Source organism: Flavobacterium sp. SLB02 (assembly GCF_009664855.1).
In the GTDB taxonomy this organism is placed as follows: Bacteria; Bacteroidota; Bacteroidia; order Flavobacteriales; family Flavobacteriaceae; genus Flavobacterium.
In genome coordinates this window covers 4,730,729-4,750,343 of record NZ_CP045928.1, presented here as the reverse complement: position 1 = coordinate 4,750,343, position 19,615 = coordinate 4,730,729, and the positions used below count along the sequence as shown (strand labels likewise).

Annotated in this window: 18 protein-coding genes; 8 read left to right on the top strand and 10 right to left on the bottom strand. The window is 32.6% G+C overall.

Features of this window, described 5'->3' with window-relative positions; genetic code table 11:
• Nucleotides 1-53 precede the first annotated feature (53 nt).
• The 5 genes from GIY83_RS17765 (at nucleotide 54) to GIY83_RS17745 (ending at nucleotide 5,132) form a co-directional block, all read left to right on the top strand.
• Nucleotides 54-1,712 carry a peptide MFS transporter gene (locus tag GIY83_RS17765; protein ID WP_208682695.1) on the top strand — a complete coding sequence of 553 codons (1,659 nt, stop codon included), beginning with the start codon at nucleotides 54-56 and terminating at the stop codon, nucleotides 1,710-1,712.
• A 15-nt stretch (nucleotides 1,713-1,727) separates the two neighbouring features.
• Entirely contained in the window at nucleotides 1,728-3,212 is a 1,485-nt protein-coding gene (locus GIY83_RS17760; protein WP_194615876.1) for a peptide MFS transporter, read from the top strand.
• Between the two features lie 52 nt (nucleotides 3,213-3,264).
• Complete coding sequence (locus GIY83_RS17755; protein ID WP_208682694.1) at nucleotides 3,265-3,732, top strand: thioredoxin fold domain-containing protein; 468 nt, start codon at nucleotides 3,265-3,267, stop codon at nucleotides 3,730-3,732.
• Between the two features lie 223 nt (nucleotides 3,733-3,955).
• Nucleotides 3,956-4,408, top strand: a complete 453-nt coding sequence (locus tag GIY83_RS17750; protein WP_173970838.1) for a thioredoxin family protein — start codon at nucleotides 3,956-3,958, stop codon at nucleotides 4,406-4,408.
• 274 nt (nucleotides 4,409-4,682) lie between these two features.
• Nucleotides 4,683-5,132, top strand: coding sequence for a thioredoxin family protein (locus tag GIY83_RS17745; protein WP_194615878.1), 450 nt, complete (start codon nucleotides 4,683-4,685; stop codon nucleotides 5,130-5,132).
• Nucleotides 5,133-5,617: 485 nt separating this feature from the next.
• On the opposite strand, the gene GIY83_RS17740 is transcribed toward GIY83_RS17745, so the two are convergent.
• From GIY83_RS17740 to surE, 4 genes are all read right to left on the bottom strand, one after another.
• Complete coding sequence (locus GIY83_RS17740) at nucleotides 5,618-6,103, bottom strand: C40 family peptidase (protein ID WP_208682693.1); 486 nt, start codon at nucleotides 6,101-6,103, stop codon at nucleotides 5,618-5,620.
• 15 nt (nucleotides 6,104-6,118) lie between these two features.
• Nucleotides 6,119-7,231, bottom strand: a complete 1,113-nt coding sequence (lpxB, locus tag GIY83_RS17735) for a lipid-A-disaccharide synthase (RefSeq protein ID WP_208682692.1) — start codon at nucleotides 7,229-7,231, stop codon at nucleotides 6,119-6,121.
• Nucleotides 7,232-7,298: 67 nt separating this feature from the next.
• Nucleotides 7,299-7,571: a hypothetical protein gene (locus GIY83_RS17730; RefSeq protein WP_194615881.1), complete on the bottom strand. Its 273-nt coding sequence runs from the start codon at nucleotides 7,569-7,571 to the stop codon at nucleotides 7,299-7,301.
• Nucleotides 7,564-8,343: a 5'/3'-nucleotidase SurE gene (gene surE / locus GIY83_RS17725; RefSeq protein ID WP_194615882.1), complete on the bottom strand. Its 780-nt coding sequence runs from the start codon at nucleotides 8,341-8,343 to the stop codon at nucleotides 7,564-7,566. Before surE ends, GIY83_RS17730 begins: the two co-directional genes overlap by 8 nt.
• A gap of 212 nt (nucleotides 8,344-8,555) precedes the next feature.
• Between surE and GIY83_RS17720 the strand changes: the two genes are divergently transcribed.
• Together GIY83_RS17720 and GIY83_RS17715 are read left to right on the top strand one after the other, a co-directional pair.
• Nucleotides 8,556-10,742, top strand: coding sequence for a carboxy terminal-processing peptidase (locus GIY83_RS17720; RefSeq protein ID WP_208682690.1), 2,187 nt, complete (start codon nucleotides 8,556-8,558; stop codon nucleotides 10,740-10,742).
• A 145-nt stretch (nucleotides 10,743-10,887) separates the two neighbouring features.
• A complete protein-coding gene (locus GIY83_RS17715) occupies nucleotides 10,888-11,670 on the top strand; it encodes a DNA/RNA non-specific endonuclease (protein ID WP_208682688.1) in 783 nt (260 codons plus the stop codon).
• Nucleotides 11,671-11,897: 227 nt separating this feature from the next.
• Here GIY83_RS17715 and GIY83_RS17710 read toward each other — a convergent pair whose 3' ends face one another.
• The gene (locus tag GIY83_RS17710) at nucleotides 11,898-13,433 is read right to left on the bottom strand and encodes an MFS transporter (RefSeq protein WP_208682686.1); all 1,536 of its coding nucleotides are present in this window, start codon (nucleotides 13,431-13,433) and stop codon (nucleotides 11,898-11,900) included.
• Between the two features lie 84 nt (nucleotides 13,434-13,517).
• On the opposite strand from GIY83_RS17710, the gene GIY83_RS17705 reads away from it, so the two are divergent.
• Entirely contained in the window at nucleotides 13,518-14,357 is an 840-nt protein-coding gene (locus tag GIY83_RS17705) for an AraC family transcriptional regulator (protein WP_208682684.1), read from the top strand.
• A gap of 207 nt (nucleotides 14,358-14,564) precedes the next feature.
• On the opposite strand, the gene rpe is transcribed toward GIY83_RS17705, so the two are convergent.
• From rpe to GIY83_RS17680, 5 genes are all read right to left on the bottom strand, one after another.
• Entirely contained in the window at nucleotides 14,565-15,227 is a 663-nt protein-coding gene (gene rpe, locus GIY83_RS17700; RefSeq protein WP_208682682.1) for a ribulose-phosphate 3-epimerase, read from the bottom strand.
• A gap of 386 nt (nucleotides 15,228-15,613) precedes the next feature.
• Complete coding sequence (locus GIY83_RS17695) at nucleotides 15,614-16,477, bottom strand: RNA polymerase sigma factor RpoD/SigA (RefSeq protein ID WP_007804760.1); 864 nt, start codon at nucleotides 16,475-16,477, stop codon at nucleotides 15,614-15,616.
• Between the two features lie 159 nt (nucleotides 16,478-16,636).
• Entirely contained in the window at nucleotides 16,637-16,858 is a 222-nt protein-coding gene (locus GIY83_RS17690) for a hypothetical protein (protein WP_229029126.1), read from the bottom strand.
• Between the two features lie 230 nt (nucleotides 16,859-17,088).
• On the bottom strand, nucleotides 17,089-17,835 hold the full coding sequence (locus tag GIY83_RS17685) for a LytTR family DNA-binding domain-containing protein (RefSeq protein WP_208682677.1): 747 nt from the start codon (nucleotides 17,833-17,835) through the stop codon (nucleotides 17,089-17,091).
• Entirely contained in the window at nucleotides 17,828-19,558 is a 1,731-nt protein-coding gene (locus tag GIY83_RS17680) for an ATP-binding protein (protein WP_208682675.1), read from the bottom strand. The genes GIY83_RS17685 and GIY83_RS17680 overlap by 8 nt, the downstream gene beginning before the upstream one ends.
• Between the last annotated feature and the right edge of the window lie 57 nt (nucleotides 19,559-19,615).

The following is a 19,615-nucleotide window of genomic DNA, read 5'->3' as shown; positions in this document are numbered from 1 at the left end:
TTACCTACAGGTTTAGGCTTGTAGGTAATTTTAATTTTAAAGAGATTACAGTTATGTGGAAAAAACACCCAAAAGCACTTCCTTATTTATTTTTATCTGAAATGTGGGAGCGTTTTGGTTATTATTTAATGATCGGGATTTTTACTTTATATCTAAAAGATGTAAAGGATGGTTTTGCAATGACAGAGAAAGAAGCTTCTGATTTATACGGAACTTTTATCGCCTTAGTTTTTTTAACCCCTTTTATTGGAGGTCTTGTTGCTGACAGGTATTTAGGCTACAAAAAATCTATTGTTTTTGGTGGAATTTTAATGGGTATTGGTTACTTCTTAATGGGAGTGCACAATATAACAGTGCTTTACATTGCCATGACATTGGTGATTATAGGTAATGGTTTCTTTAAGCCTAATATTTCTACATTATTAGGAAGTTTTTATTCTGAAGAAAAATATAAAGATAAAAAAGATGAAGGCTACAATATTTTCTATATGGGAATCAATGTAGGGGCTTTTATTTGTAATTTCTTTGGTGCTGCATTGCAGATTCTTTTAGGATGGCATTGGGCTTTTATGGCTGCCGGTGTTGGAATGTTTGTAGGTGTTATTGTGTTTTTATTAGGCACAAAACATTATGTAGGATATGACCAGAAAAAAGGAGTTCAGGAAGGCGATATGCCATTTTATAAAATTATCCTGTTTATTCTGTTACCTTCTTTTGTTTTTGGAGCTATTGGCTGGTTGATAAAAGGCGTTGCATCAGATACTAATTTAGACAGTTATATCTTTGGCTCAGATAGTACAGATGCTTTTATTTTTGCCTGTATTCCTATAGTTTTCTTTTACGGATCACTTTATTTTAAAGCTAAAAAAGAAGATAAAAGATCAATTGGAGCTCTTTTAGCTATTTTTGGGGTCGTAATTTTATTTTGGGGCGTATTTAAGCTTAATGGTTCGGCGCTTAATACCTGGGCAGATCGCTATACAGATAGAGAAGTAACCGGAACTGCTGGTCAGTTTGTTGGTAAAATAAAATTAGCCAAAGAAGTAGAGTATAAAAAATCAACTACTGAGGTTTACGATCATCAGTTTCGTTTGCAAAAAACAAACGGAGTTGTGGAGACAGAAGTAAACTACCCTTTATATTTTAGGAATGTTGCTCCTGAAAAATTACCTTCAGAAGGAGCCAAAGTACATCTTTGGGCTACCAATTTAAGTCAGTCTATTAATCCTGCCTGGGTAATTATACTGACACCTTTAATTGTTGCATTTTTCTCTTTTTTACGATCCAGAAAGAAAGAACCTTCGACACCTACAAAAATTGCTTTTGGTTTATTAATTTCGGCGCTGTCTGTTTTGGTTATGGTAGCTGCGGTACAAATTGGTAATGATGGAGCAGAGAAAGTCAGTGCGTGGTGGCTGGTGGCAAATTACGGAATCATAACAATTGGGGAATTGTTTTTAAGCCCGATGGGATTATCGGTAGTATCTAAATTAAGTCCCGTTAATATTACTTCCTTAATGATGGGAGGCTGGTTTTTATCCACGTCTATAGGAAATAAGCTGAGCGGAGTTTTGGCAAGTATGTGGGATACGTACGACAATAAAGCTAACTTTTTTTGGGTTAATTTTGCATTGTTAATGTTTGCAACTGTACTGATGTTTGTTTTGGTAAAGCAGCTCAACAAGGTGATGAAAGAACGAGGAATCAATTAAATTATTTATAAATAAATGGAGCAGAAGATCACTTTAGAGGAAATTCAAAATTTTAAAGGCAATTACCCAAAGCAATTATGGTATTTGTTTTTTGTTGAAATGTGGGAGCGTTTTTGTTTTTACGGAATGCGTGGTGTTTTGGTTATTTTTATGGTAGATCAGCTTTTTTTGAAAGAAGATCATGCCAGCGAGCAATATGGAGCTATTCAGGCTTTTGTATACGCCTTTACTTTTATTGGAGGTATTTTTGCAGATAAGGTTTTAGGATTCAAGAAATCATTGTTTTTTGGAGGAATCGTTATGATTCTGGGTAATCTTTTGATTGCCGTCGCGCCTCATGATTTCTTTTATTACGGAATTGCTTTTTCGATTATTGGAACCGGTTTTTTTAAGCCCAATGTTTCTTCAATGGTAGGGGAATTGTATCATGAAAGCGATGGACGTAGGGATGCCGGTTACGGAATGTTCTATGCCGGAATAAATGTCGGAGGACTTTTTGGAGGCGCTTTGTGTGTTTATTTAGGGAAATTTTATTCGTGGCAATTGTGTTTTTTGTCAGCCGCAATTGTGATGTTTTTAGGTTTAATTACCTTTTTGTTCACTAAAAAACATTTAGGACCAATTGGGGATTCTCCATTATTGCACTTAGATGCCAATAAAAGAAGAATTCGTGAAATAGCGGTATATGCTTTGTCTATTTTGAGTTTGCCTTTTATTTTTATAATGGTTAAGAATACTAAATATACAGATTATTTCATGTATACGATTGGTACAGTTGCCGTTTTGTATTTCGTTTATGAATTGTTTAAGTTAGGAGACGCTAAATTGCAAAAGAAGCTTTTTGCAGCTTTTCTGTTTGTGTTTTTCTATTTCTTGTTTAATTCTATTTACGAACAAAGTGGAGGATCATTATCGCTTTTTGCAAAGGATAATCTAAATGACAAATTATTGTTTTTTACAATAGATCCCAACGTTGTTAATAATAGCTCGAATACTTTTTTTGTAGTGGTTTTAAGTCCGCTTATTGGTTTGTTATGGATATGGTTAGGAAAGCGAAAAATTGAACCAAATACCTTGATTAAATTCGGAATTGGATTTTTGTTCCTTGCAGCTTCTTTCTATATCTTCTATCTAACTAAATTCTTTGCAGACTCTAAAGGAATCACTTCATTGAACGTATTTACTTTTGCTTATTTAATAACTACTATTGGTGAGCTTTGTTTAGGGCCAATCGGAATGTCTATTATTACAAAATTGTCTCCAAAAAGACTGTTTGGGATGATGATGGGATTATGGTTCCTGGCAAGTGCTTTTGGGCAATTGGCTGCAGGTAAGCTGGGAGCAGAAATTTCCAGATCAAATACCGGTGATACTTTAGTTTCTAAGCTGCAATCTTATACAGAGGGATACTATCAACTGGCCATTTATTCGCTTGTTGCAGGATTGATTTTATTGGCAATTTCGCCAATTATCAGGAAATTAATGCAAGAAGTAAAGTAGACGTGTATACGGATTCTTTTTTTGTTTAAATTTGTGAAAAATTAAAAAGACCATGAAAAAAATATTTTTAATAACCTTGTTTTTAGTTGGGGGATTTGCAATGCAGGCGCAAGAACTAAAATGGTATACTGATGTAAGAGAGGCGATTACGGTAAGTAATAAAGAACAAAAACCAATGTTGATGTTTTTTACCGGAAGTGATTGGTGTGGTTGGTGTATTCGTTTACAAAATGAAGTTTTAAAAACACCTGAATTTACGAAATGGGCTAAAGATAATGTCATTTTAGTGGAGTTGGATTATCCTAGAAGAACGCCTCAGACTCCTGAAATCAAAAATCAGAATAATGAGTTGCAGCAAGCTTTCGGGATCCAGGGATTTCCTACCATTTATTTTACTAGTGCTGAAGCAAAAGATGGTAAAGTAAATTTTAAAGGGCTGGGACAAACCGGATATGTTGCCGGAGGCCCATCTGCCTGGCTAACAGTTGCTGAAGGAATTGTGCATCCGAAAAAATCTTAAAAAAGAAGATATACTCTAATAGATATAGAAACTCCTTACGTTTGCGTAAGGAGTTTTTTTTGTTTAGTAAGAAAAGTTATTCATTTGTTTTTGTGTTTTTGATACTTTGATATTTTATTGTGTTTAAAAAAACATATAATGTATTTTTTGTATTAATAAAAATTGGAAAATTAAAATAATATGTTAATTTCGTCATGCTATACTAACCAAAACCAATTAGATTATGACTAAAAAATTACTTATCCTACTATTTTTTTTAGGTTCATTTTTTCTGCAAGCACAAAATTTAGTTTGGAGAACAAACATGACTGATGCGATTGCCATAAGTAATGAACTAAGAAGACCAATGCTGATTTTATTCACTGCCTCAGGTGTACCGGAAAATCTTCAGAACGAAATTTTTAAAACCCCGGATTTTGCAGTCTGGTCACGTGACAATGTCGTTCTTGTAAAACTTGATCTTTCAGACTCTACTATTGAGCAAAGCGATAAAGAGCAGAATATCAAATTAAAAAATGCATTTGGTGTACAGGAATTGCCGGAAGTATGTTTCGCAAGCGCCTCAATCCGAAAAAATAAAACAACCTTTAGTGCTTTAGGAAAAATTGCCTATAAACCGGGTGGTGCAAAAGCATGGATAGCAGAATCAAATGCTATTTTACATCCTAGTGAATAAATTAAATTTAAATTAAGTTTCTTAGTTTAATTTGTAGATTCCCTTTTCGTTTTTTAAACGAAAAGGGATATTTTTTTTATAAACTATTTGTACTGCTAATCAATAGTTTATTTAATTAAGCCTCCATTTTTTGTTAAACCATCAAAAAAATAATGATTTATTGGTGATTGCTTATTTTTGATACTTTTAAAGTAATTAAATTCCGTGTTGGTGTGTTTTCTATATCATTTATGTTAAATTAGTAAAATAAATGTAATTTAAACTTGAGTTTGATATGAGACAAAAACTACTTATTTTTTTATGTATTATGGGTTGCTCTTTTTTGCATTCACAAAATTTAGTTTGGAAAACAAACATGGTTGATGCTCTTAAAATGTGTGATGAACAAAGAAAGCCGCTTTTGATTTTCTTTACATCATCAGGAATTTCGCAGAGTATTCAGAATGAAGTTTTTGCAACACGTGACTTTTTAGATTGGTCAGCTAAAAATATTATTTTATTAAAGCTTGATTTGTCTGATGCTTCTTTATCTGCCGAAGAAAGAGAACAAAATGTTAAGCTAAAAGAAGCATTAGGTATAGAGGAATTACCTAAAGTTTGCCTGGCTACTGCCTCTATTAGACGAAATAAGCCTATGATTAACAAGCTTGGTTTACTTGATTATAAGGTTGGCGGAGCAAAAAGATGGATCTCAGATGCTAAGACGATATTAAATGGAGATTAAATGAGATTAATTTTATTCTAAGTTTAATTTATAAAATCCATTTTCGTTTGTGGCATGAAAAGGGATATTGTTTTTGAGGCAAGTAGTTTTCCAAATTTTCTGAATGGCATAAGAATTTGATGCATCGGCAATTATGATTCACGGATGTAATTCTCGTAATATGCGATTCATGTTTATTTTAGGAGACTGCGTAAGGATCAAAATATCGGGCTGGTTTTTGGTTGGATAAATTCCGGAAGTATTGATTCCAAAAAAAAGTAGTGAATCGTTTATTTCTTTTGATAAGAAAAAACGAGATCTTAAACACAATTATGCCAACAATAAATGCCGAAATAATGATATCTAATGATGGTTGGCAATAATAACAAAACAAAATACCAAAAAGAAACCAAATTGTAATTTTGGTTAACGGTAAATCTAATACTTTCACGGTTTAAAAGTATTAAATATTTTGTAAGAAAAAGATATATTTTGTTTAATTGAAGTTACTCAAGAACTCTGTTGATTTGTACAAATGAATTTTGATAATAAGCCTCTTTGGTAGAAGAAATTATAACGCCTTTTGATGTTGAAGAGTGAACAAATTTAATTTCATTTGAATTCACTTCAGTAATAAGGCCAACATGATTAATTTGTTTGCTTCTATTGGTTTTAAAAAAGATTAAATCGCCTTTTTGAGCGTCGCTGACTTTAATTATTTTTCCAATTTTTGCCTGTTCATAAGAAGGTCTTGGCAATTTAATATTCTCAGACTCAAAAGTAGTGTATACCAATCCTGAACAGTCGAAGCCGCTTTTGGTAGTGCCTCCGGCTTTGTATTTTACACCAATATTATCTGTCGCTTTTTTGATTAAATTATTAACTACATACCTGTTTTCTGTCTTCGATTCCTTTTTACTCACAGCAGTTGATGTCGATTTACAAGAAGTAAACAAGACTGCTAGAAGAAGTATGAGAAGTATTTTTTTCAAAACAAAAATCTTTGATTATTTTAAATCAGCTACAATAAGTTTTGCTGTTTTTTTACTTGCACCAATTCCGCCCAATTTTTGCTCCAGAATATCATAATTCTGAAGTAATTTTTTGCGATAAGTCGGTTCTAATAATTTTTGTAATTCTTCTTTAATACGTTTTGTATTGCATTTACTCTGAATCAATTCGGTTACAACTTCCTGGTCCATAATTAAATTAACCAGCGAAATGTATTTTAAAGTAATAATGCGTTTCGCAATTTGATAAGATATTGCGCTTCCTTTATAGCAAACTACTTCCGGAACTTTAAAAAGAGCTGTTTCCAGAGTTGCTGTTCCTGAAGTTACTAATGCCGCAGTTGATGAGCGAAGTAAATCATAGGTTCTGTTCGAAACAAATGCAATGTTTTTGTTTTTTATAAACTGCTGATAAAATTCATAATCCTGACTTGGAGCACCGGCAATTACAAATTCATAATCCTGAAAATCATCCACCACGCTTAGCATAACACTCAGCATTTTGGTGATTTCCTGTTTACGGCTTCCGGGCAAAACGGCAATAATAGGTTTTTCGCCTAATTGATGTTGTTCTCTAAAAGTTGCCTCATCAAACGCAGGTTGATTCTGGATAGCATCAATTAAAGGATGCCCTACAAAATCTACAGGAAAATGATGTTTGTCTTCGTAAAAGCTTTTTTCGAAAGGTAAAATCACAAACATCTTATCGACATCTTCTTTGATCGCTTTGATACGGTTTTCTTTCCAGGCCCAAATTTGAGGAGAAATATAATAATGAGTTTTATAATTTAATGCTTTTGCCCATTTTGCAATTCGCATATTAAACCCTGGATAATCAATGAAAATTAAAACATCAGGCTGGAATTCTAAGATGTCTTTTTTGCAAATTTTAATATTGTTTAAAATCGTTTTTAGATTAAAAATCACTTCAACAAAACCCATAAAAGCCAATTCACGATAGTGTTTTACTAAAGTTCCGCCTGCTTTTTGCATTAAGTCGCCTCCCCAAAATCTAATGTCGGCCTGAGGATCTTCCTCGTACAAAGCTTTCATTAAATTTGAACCGTGTAGATCTCCGGAGGCTTCACCTGCGATTATATAGTATTTCATAGGAATGGTATTGAAAGTGTGTTTCGATTTTTAAACACAACATTTTTTTGCAAAGCAAAGATAAGATTTAAATAAATAAAGTAGAAATAGCCAAAACAATAACGGCCAGAACAACGCCTCTTGCTTTAAGTTCTTCATTTCTTTTTAATAGAATCCAAAAAACGGCAAGATCTAAAACCGTACCTATAGTAATTACTTTTCCCAGATAACCTTCTTTTTTTATGGTTTGAAGTCCTGTTGCAAAATCAAATTTGGTAAAGAAAGTAATAAATAAATAACTTCCCAACAATGCCGTAAAGATTCCGACTATAAAACCAATAAATAAGTCTTTTTTATTCATTTAAATTCCAGGTATTAAGTTGTTGCATAGAATGGTGAGCCGTTAAATCAAACTGAACAGGAACTACAGATATGTAACCGTTTTCTAAAGCCCATTCATCTGTATCTTCTCCCTGATCTTCATTGGTAAATTTTCCGGTAAGCCAGTAATAATCTTTTCCAAAAGGAGTTTGTCGTTTGTCAAATTTCTGTGCATAATACGCTTTTGCCTGACGACAAATTTTTATTCCCTTAATCTCGTTCTCTTTTAATTTTGGAAAATTAACGTTTAAAACAACACCCGGAGGCAATTTATTTTTGAGCGTCTCTAAAGTTATTTTTTTAACGAATGATTTTATTTGTTCAAAATCAGCATTCCAGTCAAAATCTAATAAGGAGAATCCAATGGACTGAATTCCTTCTATACCAGCCTCTACAGCGGCGCTCATGGTACCGGAATAAATTACATTTATAGAAGAGTTTGAACCGTGATTAATTCCCGAAACGCATAAATCAGGTTTTCTTTTTAAAATTTCGTTTACTGCCAGTTTTACGCAGTCAACTGGAGTTCCCGAGCAGCTATATTCTGTTATAGGATCTTCTTCTTTCGAAATTTTGTCGAGAAATAAAGTGTTGTTTATTGTAATGGCATGGCCCATTGCGCTTTGAGGTTTATCTGGTGCTACTACAATAACTTCTCCAATGGTTTCCATAACGCTGATTAAAGCCCTGATTCCCGGCGCAAGAATTCCGTCATCATTGGTGACTAATATTAAAGGTTTTTCATTTTCCATGCTGTGGTTTTTATCTCGATTTATCAAAATTAAAGCTTGTAAAAGCAAATGTAGTAACTGATTTTGGTAGAATACTAACAAATGAGCAAAAATTATAAACTTAATTCAAGAAGACTTTTAAGGTTCAAACATTTTTATATCTTTAACAAAAAATTATAGCGAACTTGGCATGTTGGCACAATTTTTACCGTTAACTTAGATTAAAAAATTTGATGAATGCTATTATTAAGTTTATGAAAAGAAATTATAAAATACTTATAGCCGTATTATGCTTGTCTTTAACCTTATTTGCTTTTAAAATTAATGCAGATAAGTCAGTAGATCCGGACCCGAACAGAGATAAAACACTTTTAGAATTACTGGCATTTGTTATCGAAAAAGGACATTATAGTCCGGCGGAAATAAACGATGAATTTTCTAAAGGAATTTTTAAAGATTATGTTGATGCATTAGATCCTTCAAAAAGATTCTTTTTGCAATCTGATATTGATGAATTCAAACAATATGAGCTGCAATTAGATGATCAGTTTTTGAATAAGGATTTAACGTTTTTCAATCTTACTTACACAAGATTGATGAAACGTATGGAGGAAAGCAAAAAACGTTATAAGACTATTTTAGCTCAGCCTTTCAACTACGAGGTTGATGAGACTTTCAATGCCGATTATGATAAGTTGCCTTATGCAAAAAATGCAACTGAAATCAATGAAAGATGGAGAAAACAAATCAAATTATCGACGCTTTCTTCGCTGGTAACAAAGCAGAAGTTAGAAGAGGATAAAAAGAAAGCAGATGCTAACTATAAAGTAAAATCTTTTGAAACTTTAGAAAAAGAAACACGTGATAGTTCTTTAAAATCATTAGACGATAATTTTAGTTTAATTAAAGATTTAAATAAAGAAGATTGGTTTTCTGTATATGTAAACTCAATCATGACACGTTTTGATCCGCACACAAGTTATTTTGCACCTGAAGAAAAAGATCGTTTTGATGTAAATATCAGTGGAAAACTTGAAGGTATTGGAGCAAGATTAACTAAGAAAAATGATTTTACTCAAATTGATGAGTTAATTTCTGGTGGACCAGCCTGGAAAGGAAAACAACTGGAAGCAGGAGATTTAATTTTGAAAGTAGCACAAGGAAACGAAGAGCCTGTAGATGTTGTAGGGATGCGTTTAGATGATGTTGTGAAAAAAATTAAAGGACACAAAGGAACTGAAGTAAAACTTACGGTTAAAAAAGTAGACGGAACGATTAAAGTGATTTCGATTGTTAGAGATATCGTTGAAATTGAAGAAACGTATGCTAAATCCAGTATTGTAGAAAGAAACGGTTTGAAATACGGAGTAATTTATTTGCCGAAATTTTATATCGATTTTGAAAACAAAGATGGTCGTGATGCCGGAAAAGATATCGCTCTTGAAGTAGAAAGACTAAAAAAAGAAGATATCAACGGTATTGTACTTGACGTTCGTGATGATGGTGGTGGATCTTTATCTACAGTAGTGGACATTGCTGGTTTATTTATTGAAGAAGGACCAATTGTTCAGGTGAAATCTGCAGGAAAAAAGAAAGAAGTTCTATACGATAAAGATAAAAAAATCGAGTGGGACGGACCATTAGTAATTATGGTAAACAGCTTCTCGGCCTCGGCATCAGAGATTTTGGCTGCTGCAATTCAGGATTACAAACGTGGTGTTATCATTGGTAGTAAACAAACTTATGGTAAAGGAACAGTTCAAAACGTTTTAGATTTAAATCAGTTTGTTCGTAATGCGAATTATGGTGATTTAGGAGCTTTGAAAATTACAGGACAAAAGTTCTACAGAATCAACGGAGGTTCGACTCAGTTAGAAGGTGTTCATAGTGATGTGGTTATGCCGGATCGTTATGCTTACCTTAAAATGGGAGAACGTGATATCGACAATGCTATGCCATGGGATAAAATAGATCCTGCAGATTATAGCACCTGGAAATCAAACGAGAACTTTACTAAAGCAATTGCAAATAGTAAAGATAGAATCGCCCAAAATGCACAATTCAAATTGATTGAAGATAATGCAAAATGGATTGATGTTAAAAATAAAGAAAACACCTATAGCTTAAATATTAATAGTTTTAAAGCGACTCAGGAACAAGTTGAAAATGAAGGTAAAAAATACAAACCAATTTCTGATTACAAAAATAATCTGGTTTTTAAATCTTTGCCTTACGAAGAACTTGAAATGAAAAGTGACGCAACCTTAAAAGAGAAAAGAGATGCGTGGCATCAGGCATTATCTAAAGATGTTTATGTTGAAGAAGCATTGAATGTTTTGGATGATTTACAATCTAAAGGTAGTGTTGTAAAAGGATCTGTTTCTCCTAAAATGAAAAAGGATAAATTAGTAAAATCTTAATTCTTTAAAGAATTAATTTGTTAGAAAACGCTTCAGAAAATGTAATTTTTTGGAGCGTTTTTTTTTGTACGCTTTTAGGTTGTATTTTTGTAAGAAGTGGCTTTTTGGTGAAGTTGAATTTTAGGAGAAAAATAAATAGTTAAGAATGAAAAATTATATTGTTTTAGGTTTAATTGGCTTTGTGTTATTGTCTTGTAAAAAAGAAATCAGCAACGATAATGAATTATCGCAGGAAGCACAAACATCTTTTGTCTCTAATCAAAGCAGTACAGATTCGTTATATACTTATACCTATTTGCCCACTTCGACAACCAGACAAATTGTAAAACATCAATATTATACACTCTCTTATAATGAAAAATTTGAGCAGGCAGAATGGGTGGCTTATGAATTGAAGAAAGAATATTTGAAAAACGAAAATTATAAACGGCCCTATTTTATTGAAGATCCAAGTGTAACGACGGGTTCTGCAGATTGGAGAAATTATAAAAAATCAGGTTATGATAAAGGACATCTTTGTCCTGCCGGAGATATGGGATTTGATCAAAAGGCGTATAATGATACCTTTTATACCTCGAATATTTCCCCTCAGGATCATGATTTTAATAGCGGAATCTGGAACCGGTTAGAGCAAAAAACGCGTTATTGGGCTGATAAATACAATTATATATATGTTGTAACAGGCGGAATTTTGAAAGATTCAGATAAAAAAATAGGAACAGAAAAAGTAGCTGTTCCTAAATATTTTTATAAAATTATTTTGGCAAAAAAAGGTAAAGAACATAAAGCAATTGCTTTTCTGGTTCCGAATCAGGATAGTGATAAGTCATTGTATGATTTTGTGGTTCCTATTGAAACTTTAGAAAAAATGACCGGAATTGATTTCTTTCCTAATTTAAAAAACTTAAAGAGCAGTAAGGATTTTTAGTTGCTAAAAAAAATAGATTTGTAAATGCCAATCAAGTGGTGAAAGTCTACAATTTGTGCCGTTAGGCACTAAATCTCGATAGAAATTAAGTTCGTAATATGCTGACGTGCCGCAGGTACGCACCAAAAGGATAACTATTGCGTACTTTACGGCACGCTAAATTATTCTTATTCTGTTTTCTACTAATATTTAGTACCTAATGGCACATCTCAACACTTAATTGGTATTTATAATTTATTTTGCTTTTTTCCCGGATTAAACAATATAAAACTCATAATCGCTAAAATCCAGACACCAATTCCTCCGTAAAGTAGTATCATTTCGAAACCATGAGCCAGTGCGGCATGTAAAATGGATTGAGATGAATCTAATGCTGCTAATTGAGGGAAATCCTGATTAAGGGATGAAAAGTTTCCTGCTGCAATTTTTTCTGAAAGAGATTGTAATGTTTTTGTATGGATAGATTCTGCAAAGGCATTATTTAAATAGAAGAAAATTCCTTTCACCAGAATAAATCCCATTAAAGCAATATTGATAGACAAAGTAATTAATCGGGCACTCATGTCTATTCCGGAAGCCATCCCCGAACGATTAGAAGGAACAGAACCGGTAGTTGTATTTGTAACTGGTGTATTGGTTAAACCCAGGCCAATTCCTGCCAGTAAAGAACCCGGAAGCATGGTAAGCCAGCTGGCATGTTCTGCAATACTGCCATATCTCATTACGATAAAACCTAATCCTATTACAAACAAACCTAGCGGAATGACAATCCCTGCGCGATATCGAACCGAAAGATATTCGGCAAAAGGCGGAATGATTAAAGTAGGAAGGGTATAAGCAAGTAAAGAAAGACCAACTGTTAGAACATCATATCCTAAACAACTTTGAAAATAAATAGGAAGATAAATTATGAAAGGCCAAAAACTGAAATTCATACCAATAGATCCCAAAATGGCACCTGAAAAATTACGGATTTTGAATACCGTAAAATCAAACATGGGATAAGGATTTGTTTTTTCGACCCATAAAAACAACACAAAACTTATTATGGTAATCGCTAAGATACCCAAAGCTAAAGTGCTCGTAAAACCAAGATCAGGGCCTTGTGTAATATAGTACGTTAATCCAAACACAGCGGCTGATAATGTGATCATTCCCCAGATATCTATTTTTTTAGCATCAGGGTCTTTAGACTCGTCTACATAACCATAAACCAGAATTACGGCAAGAACAGCAATTGGTACATGTACTAAAAATACCCATTGCCAGGATAATATTGCAATGATCGAACCGCCTATTATAGGGCCAAAACCCAATCCTACACCAAGAATAATTCCCCAGATACTAAAAGCCCTGCTGCGCTCTTTTCCTTCCTGAAACTGATGTGATAAAGTAGCCACCTGGCAAATTAGCATCGCACCACCGCTTACTCCCTGAAAGAAACGGCTTATTACCAATAGCGTTACATTATCTGCTAAACCGCAGACTAATGATGAAATACCAAATAAAATTAAAGTAATAATCAGAATACGTTTTCGGCCATATCGGTCGGCCAGGGTTCCGGCAGCCATTAAAACAGTGGTACATCCTATGGTGTAAATATTCATGATCCATTGCATGTCTTTAAGATTAGCGTTCAATACCTTTTCTAGTGTTGGAAGGATGACCGGAACGCTTGAAATTTCAAGAGAGAACATTAAGGTTGCCAGACAAATAGCGACTAATGCGATGTTGTTTTTGCTGGAGGAAATTTTTTGCTTCATTTTTATATTTTATTTTTAGCAAAATTAAACTGAGTATTGTTCTTTTTTCGGTATAATTAAATGATAAAAAAGTACTTTTGTGTTATGAGAAAAGAAAATATGCATCAGTCGGTAGAGGTACTTTATAAAAAAGTAGATGAGTGCCCAATTGTAAATTCGCAATTCAGTTTTTTTCAGATGGTTTATGTTATTTCAGGAAATGGATTTCTTAAGATCAATGGCAATTGTATTTCTTATCAAACAGGAAATTTAATGTTACTGACGCCAAATGACTACCATAATTTTGATATTGTAAATACGACAGAATTTTTGTTGGTTAAGATTAATAGTGAGTATGTAAAAGAATATAAATCAAAAAGTATCGATCATATAGGATGTTTGCTGCATTATGCAACACATTTATCGGGTTGTATTTTAAAACGAAAAGCAGATGAATTCCTGGTAAAGTCAATTTCAGATTCCTTGATTCATGCTATAGATAATAAGGATATTTATGATGAAGATTTAATCACACATTATGTAAATGCCCTTATTGTAATTGCTGCCAGAAACATTGCAAAAATAAAACCAACAGGGGTAAAAGAAAGTGCCGATAAAAGAATTCTGGAAATTATCAATTACATTCAGGCTCATATTTTTTGTCCTCAAAAATTAAAAGCTTCTGCAGTAGCAAAGGAATTTGATATATCTGATACTTATCTGAGCAGTTATTTTAAAAATCATTCTGGAGAAACAGTTCAGTCTTTTATTTCAAATTATAAAATAAGACTAATAGAACATCGATTGCGTTTTAGTGATATGAGAATAAATGAAATTGTAGAAGAATTTGGATTTTCGGACGAAAGTCATCTCAATAAATTCTTTAAGAAACATCGAAACGTTAGTCTAACGGGATATAGAAAAGTCAATGTTTTTCAGAATTGATTAAAGCTTTTAGCCACAGATTAAAGGATTATAAAGATTTTTTTTTCACGCAGATCTTGCAGATTAAGCAGATTTTTTTTCACACAGAAGAATTGCCAACGGTTTTAACTGTTGAGACACAATATAGATAACCCGATTATGGGGAAATTGAATCACATAAAAAAGCCGAAGATTTCTCTTCGGCTTGGTATTTTATTTGTTTTAAACTTAGAAAGTGGTCAAAGCTTTTAATTCTGCAATAGTCTGAGTTGGGTTTTCGGCTTTAAAAACAAAGCTTCCGGCAACCAAAACATCAGCTCCGGCTTCTACTAATTGTTTTGCATTTTTACTGGTTACACCACCGTCAATTTCAATAATTGTCGAAGCATTTTTACGAGTAATTAAATCTTTTAGTTTTTTTACTTTAGCATAAGTATTTTCAATAAATGATTGTCCTCCAAAACCAGGATTCACACTCATGATACAAACCAAGTCAATATCATTTATAACATCTTCTAATAAGTCGATATTAGTATGAGGATTGATAGCAACTCCCGCTTTCATGCCTTCGGCTTTAATGGCCTGAAGTGTTCTGTGTAAATGTGTACAGGCTTCATAATGTACGCTCAGGATATTGGCGCCTAAATCTGCGAAAGTCTTGATGTAGCGATCCGGATCAACAATCATCAAATGTACATCGATCGTTTTTTTAGCATGTCTTGAAATTGCTTCTAAAACCGGCATCCCAAAAGAAATATTCGGAACAAAAACGCCATCCATAATATCAATATGAAACCAATCAGCCTCACTGTTATTGATCATTTCGATATCACGTTGTAAATTGGCAAAATCAGCTGCAAGAACAGAAGGAGCAATAAGTGTATTCTTCATTTTGTGTAGTTGTGTGTAGTGTTATTTTTTGCAAAGATAGATTTTTTATGATTTACATCGAAATTTAACCACAAAGTCCGCAAAGTTTTATGCTGAAGGTTTGATAAATTTACAAAGTTTGCAAAGTTTAATCAACACAATGCTTTGCGAACTTTGTGTTTTTACAAGATCCAAAAGGTAAAAACCTTTGCGGACTTTGCGGTTAAAAAAAAACTATCCAACATAAAATAAAAAACTCCGGTAATCAGCCGGAGTTTCAATCATCAATCAAAAAACGAACAGTCAATCAAACTGTTGTTTGCTATATTACCAATATACGTACTTTCACAATAAATTCCAAATCCCAATAGTTGGAATTTGGAATTTCTATATTGGTTTTTGGGTGATTACCCAAGATAAGTTTTAAGAATTTTACTTCTTGAAGTATGTTTTAATCTACGAATTGCTTTTTCTTTAATCTGGCGAACACGCTCACGAGTTAAGTCGAAAGTTTCTCCAATTTCTTCTAAAGTCATTGGGTGTTGATCGCCAAGACCAAAATACAAACGAACAACATCTGCCTCTCTTGGAGTTAATGTTTCTAATGAACGCTCGATTTCAGTACGCAATGATTCGTGAATTAACTCTCTGTCAGGGTTTGGAGACTCGCCAGAACGTAAAACGTCATAAAGGTTAGAATCTTCACCTTCAACAAGAGGTGCATCCATAGATAAGTGACGACCAGAGTTTTTCATAGACTCTTTTACGTCATTTACAGTCATGTCAAGTTCTTTTGCAATTTCTTCAGCAGAAGGCGGACGCTCGTTAGATTGCTCTAATAACGCATACATTTTGTTGATTTTATTGATAGAACCAATTTTGTTTAATGGTAAACGAACAATACGCGATTGTTCTGCCAAAGCCTGAAGGATCGATTGACGAATCCACCATACAGCATAAGAGATGAATTTGAAACCACGAGTTTCATCAAAACGTTGAGCCGCTTTAATTAAACCTAAGTTTCCTTCATTAATTAAATCCGGAAGAGTTAATCCTTGATTTTGATATTGTTTAGCAACCGATACAACGAAACGTAGGTTGGCTTTTGTTAATTTTTCTAAAGCTCTTTGATCACCAGCCTTTATTCTTTGTGCTAATTCTACCTCTTCATCAGCGGTAATTAGGTCAACTTTTCCAATTTCTTGTAGGTATTTGTCTAACGATGCAGTTTCACGATTGGTTACCTGCTTGGTGATTTTAAGTTGTCTCATGTTTTTTGTCTCCTCAATTTTTAAGTGTACAAGTAGTTATACGTAAAGAGATACAAAAAGGTTACAAAAAAATAATTTTTTATTTAAAAGAAAAAAACACTCAGGCTTAAAAGCTTAAGCGTGAAGTGTTTTTTGTTGAAAAAGGGGGGCAAACTTTTTTTACTCAGATAAGTCATCATAGACATCTAACATATCGTCGAATATTTTTTTTAATGATTTTATATATAAGGGAAACCCAAAGAAAAGCAATATGTATTCTTTTCGAAGTACAGTAACATCATCAAGGATTTCGTATAAGCTCGGAATTATTAATGTTAAAGAAACAGCAATACCAACCCAAGGATTATTTTTTATTTTTTTTAGAACAGATAAAATTTTCATGTCTGGTTGTTTGGTTAGTGCGATTCTCATTTACGGTTATATTGTTTGGGGTTTCTGCGGGTAAAAGTAATTTTGAATTTTTTGTTTGGGGTTAAAAATGTCATGAAAGCTATTTTTTGTGTCATGAAATTTTAAAAAAACCGGATGAATTGGGATATTTCTTTCAAACCAAAAAAAATCCCCTTCATTCGAAGAGGATTTTTGGTACTATTATTTTTAGGTTGATTTTGTTAAGACAAAATATTCATCTTTTTGATAAAGTCTTTATACGTATCGCTTAGGTTTATTTTATGATCACCTTTTAGGATAATGAGATTATCTGCCAGAATAATTTCTTCAATTTTATCGGTATTCACGATTGTGTTGCGATGCGTTTTTACAAATTTATTTTTGTCAAGCAAATTACTGATTTTAGTCAAAGAGATCTGGATGACAAATTTTTCTTTTTCGGTAATAATATTGCAATAGCGTTCTTCGACTTCGATATAAAGAATTTCGTTTATGGCTACTTTTTTCAGTGAGTTTTTTTTCTTGATAAACAAGTAATCATTGCTCACTACAGTATCTTGTTCTTCGCTCATAAAAACATTGGTTTGAGCGTAGAATTTCTCTACGGCCATTTCTATGGCATATAGAATTTCAAGTTCATTAAAAGGTTTCATTAAAAAGCTAAAAGGCTTGGTAAGTTTTGCTCTTTCAAAAATCTGACGATCCTGCGAACTGGTCAAAAATACAAATGGTTTTGAAGCGTTTGGAATTATATTAATAGATTCCGCAAAGGTAATTCCGTCTGGTTTTCCGTCTAGAAAAACGTCAATGATAACAATATCGGTCGTATTCTCGTAAAAAAGTTTTAATGCGTCTGTAAAGTTGGTGGCAACGCCTGTAATGGTATAATTGTTCTCTACCAGAACCTTAACAAGAGCGTCACTTTGTTCAGGAGTGTCTTCTATGATTAAAACATTAATATTATCCATTTGTTCTTGTTTTTGGAAAACTTAATATCATTTTAGTTCCCTTATTAATCTCACTTTCTGTAGCTAAAGTACCGCTATTTTTCCTGGTCATTTGTTTACACAGTTGTAACCCTAAACCGGTTCCTATAATTTCAGAGTTGCTTTTTTTAGCTAAAAGTTCTCCTTCTTGTAGTAATTCTTTAATAGTGTTTTCGCTCATTCCCATTCCGTTATCTTCGATTATCAGATCGCAAAAATCAGGATTGGTTTCCTGGGTGTAAAAACTTATTTTGCCATTTTCATTAGAAAATTTAATCGCATTGTCTAATAAGTTTCGAAGTACGATTTTTAAAGAATCAAGATCTACAAAAATAAAAATATTTTTCGAAACCGAATTTTCAAAAGTAATGGCTTTGTCGAGAAGCAAAGGTTTGTAGTTGTATTCGATTTGCTGTACAATAGAATATAAGTGAATAGATTCTTTGTGAAAATACAACTGTTTGGTTTGCAGCATCGCCCAATGCAGCAAATTATCTAATAAGCTATAAGCGCCATTGGCAATAGTACTATTTTGGATAATAAGATTATGAAGCTCGTCGTAATTTTTAGTTTCGAGTGTGGCAGATAATTTAGCATTGCTTGTTTTTAAAGCATTTACAGACGATCTTAAATCATGACTTACAATAGAAAATAACTGATCTTTTGTAGCATTGAGTTCGTCGAGTTTGTTTTTTTGCAGTAAAATAGTTTTTGCATTTTTTACTTTTTGACCGTACAAATAAACTCCTCCGGTTAAAATTAATAATAATCCTATTGAAGCAAAAAACAGACTGTTACGTTGTGTATCTTTTAACTTGTTTTCAACCTCTAATACTTTAATCTGTTTTTGTTTTTGTGCAACGGCAAACTTTTTCTCAAAGTCAGCGACTGCCCATATTTTATTCTGGTTGTTTAAGGAATCTTTCCAATCTTCTGCTTCTTTTCTGTAATCTAGAGCTTTTTTGTAATTATTTCTATTTTCTTCTACGACAGCCATGTTGAATGCTGAGTTCTCTTTTAATTTGAAATCTTTTATATTTTTAGATAATTTATAGGCTTTCTGGAAGTAATATATACCTTGTTGATCTTTATATTGTTCGTAATAAAAGTTTGCAATATTTATATAGGATCGAACTAAACTTTTTGTGGCTTTTTTAGTGTTTAAAAGAGTCTCTTTTTTTAAATAAGATTCCGCATTGTCAAATTTATTCAGATGCATATAGCAAATCCCAATATTTGTATATAAACTGGCTATTTCATTTTCATCATTGTGATTCAGTATTCCATTTTCGGATTTCAAAAAATAAACAATTGCTTTTTCAAATTTTTTTTCAAAATGAAATAAATGTCCAACATTGTAATCTACTAGATAATAGTATTGGAAAGATTTGTCTATTAAGCCAAATTCAATGAGTGCTTGTTTGTAAAGTCCTTTCTTCTTTAATGAATAACCTCTAAAATAATGGCAATATTCTTTTGTCTCTAAATCAGAATCGAAATTCAATTGTTTCATTGAATATACCAATGTAGAGTCCCATTCTTCTTTAAAAAAAAAAGATTGTGCTTTTTTAAAATTAATTTCTTTTTTTAATGAACTTGCTTTTTTTTGAATAGCAATATCAAAATAATTCAAATTTTCCTGTGATAAAGCAATTGAAGTTAAGAAAAGAAAGGGTAAAAGAAAGTTGTGTTTTTTTTGAATCATTAATTGACATTTTATAAAATCACAAAAAAAAATGGATTGTATGAATGTTATATGGAT

What these genes read in the sequence shown, in the direction of transcription:
- GIY83_RS17765 (WP_208682695.1), top strand. Translation starts at nt 54, where the DNA reads ATGTGGAAAAAACACCCAAAAGCACTTCCTTATTTATTTTTATCTGAA.
- GIY83_RS17760 (WP_194615876.1), top strand. Translation starts at nt 1,728, where the DNA reads ATGGAGCAGAAGATCACTTTAGAGGAAATTCAAAATTTTAAAGGCAAT.
- GIY83_RS17755 (WP_208682694.1), top strand. Translation starts at nt 3,265, where the DNA reads ATGAAAAAAATATTTTTAATAACCTTGTTTTTAGTTGGGGGATTTGCA.
- GIY83_RS17750 (WP_173970838.1), top strand. Translation starts at nt 3,956, where the DNA reads ATGACTAAAAAATTACTTATCCTACTATTTTTTTTAGGTTCATTTTTT.
- GIY83_RS17745 (WP_194615878.1), top strand. Translation starts at nt 4,683, where the DNA reads ATGAGACAAAAACTACTTATTTTTTTATGTATTATGGGTTGCTCTTTT.
- lpxB (WP_208682692.1), bottom strand. Translation starts at nt 7,231, where the DNA reads ATGAAATACTATATAATCGCAGGTGAAGCCTCCGGAGATCTACACGGT.
- GIY83_RS17730 (WP_194615881.1), bottom strand. Translation starts at nt 7,571, where the DNA reads ATGAATAAAAAAGACTTATTTATTGGTTTTATAGTCGGAATCTTTACG.
- surE (WP_194615882.1), bottom strand. Translation starts at nt 8,343, where the DNA reads ATGGAAAATGAAAAACCTTTAATATTAGTCACCAATGATGACGGAATT.
- GIY83_RS17720 (WP_208682690.1), top strand. Translation starts at nt 8,556, where the DNA reads ATGAATGCTATTATTAAGTTTATGAAAAGAAATTATAAAATACTTATA.
- GIY83_RS17715 (WP_208682688.1), top strand. Translation starts at nt 10,888, where the DNA reads ATGAAAAATTATATTGTTTTAGGTTTAATTGGCTTTGTGTTATTGTCT.
- GIY83_RS17710 (WP_208682686.1), bottom strand. Translation starts at nt 13,433, where the DNA reads ATGAAGCAAAAAATTTCCTCCAGCAAAAACAACATCGCATTAGTCGCT.
- GIY83_RS17705 (WP_208682684.1), top strand. Translation starts at nt 13,518, where the DNA reads ATGAGAAAAGAAAATATGCATCAGTCGGTAGAGGTACTTTATAAAAAA.
- rpe (WP_208682682.1), bottom strand. Translation starts at nt 15,227, where the DNA reads ATGAAGAATACACTTATTGCTCCTTCTGTTCTTGCAGCTGATTTTGCC.
- GIY83_RS17695 (WP_007804760.1), bottom strand. Translation starts at nt 16,477, where the DNA reads ATGAGACAACTTAAAATCACCAAGCAGGTAACCAATCGTGAAACTGCA.
- GIY83_RS17690 (WP_229029126.1), bottom strand. Translation starts at nt 16,858, where the DNA reads ATGAAAATTTTATCTGTTCTAAAAAAAATAAAAAATAATCCTTGGGTT.
- GIY83_RS17685 (WP_208682677.1), bottom strand. Translation starts at nt 17,835, where the DNA reads ATGGATAATATTAATGTTTTAATCATAGAAGACACTCCTGAACAAAGT.
- GIY83_RS17680 (WP_208682675.1), bottom strand. Translation starts at nt 19,558, where the DNA reads ATGATTCAAAAAAAACACAACTTTCTTTTACCCTTTCTTTTCTTAACT.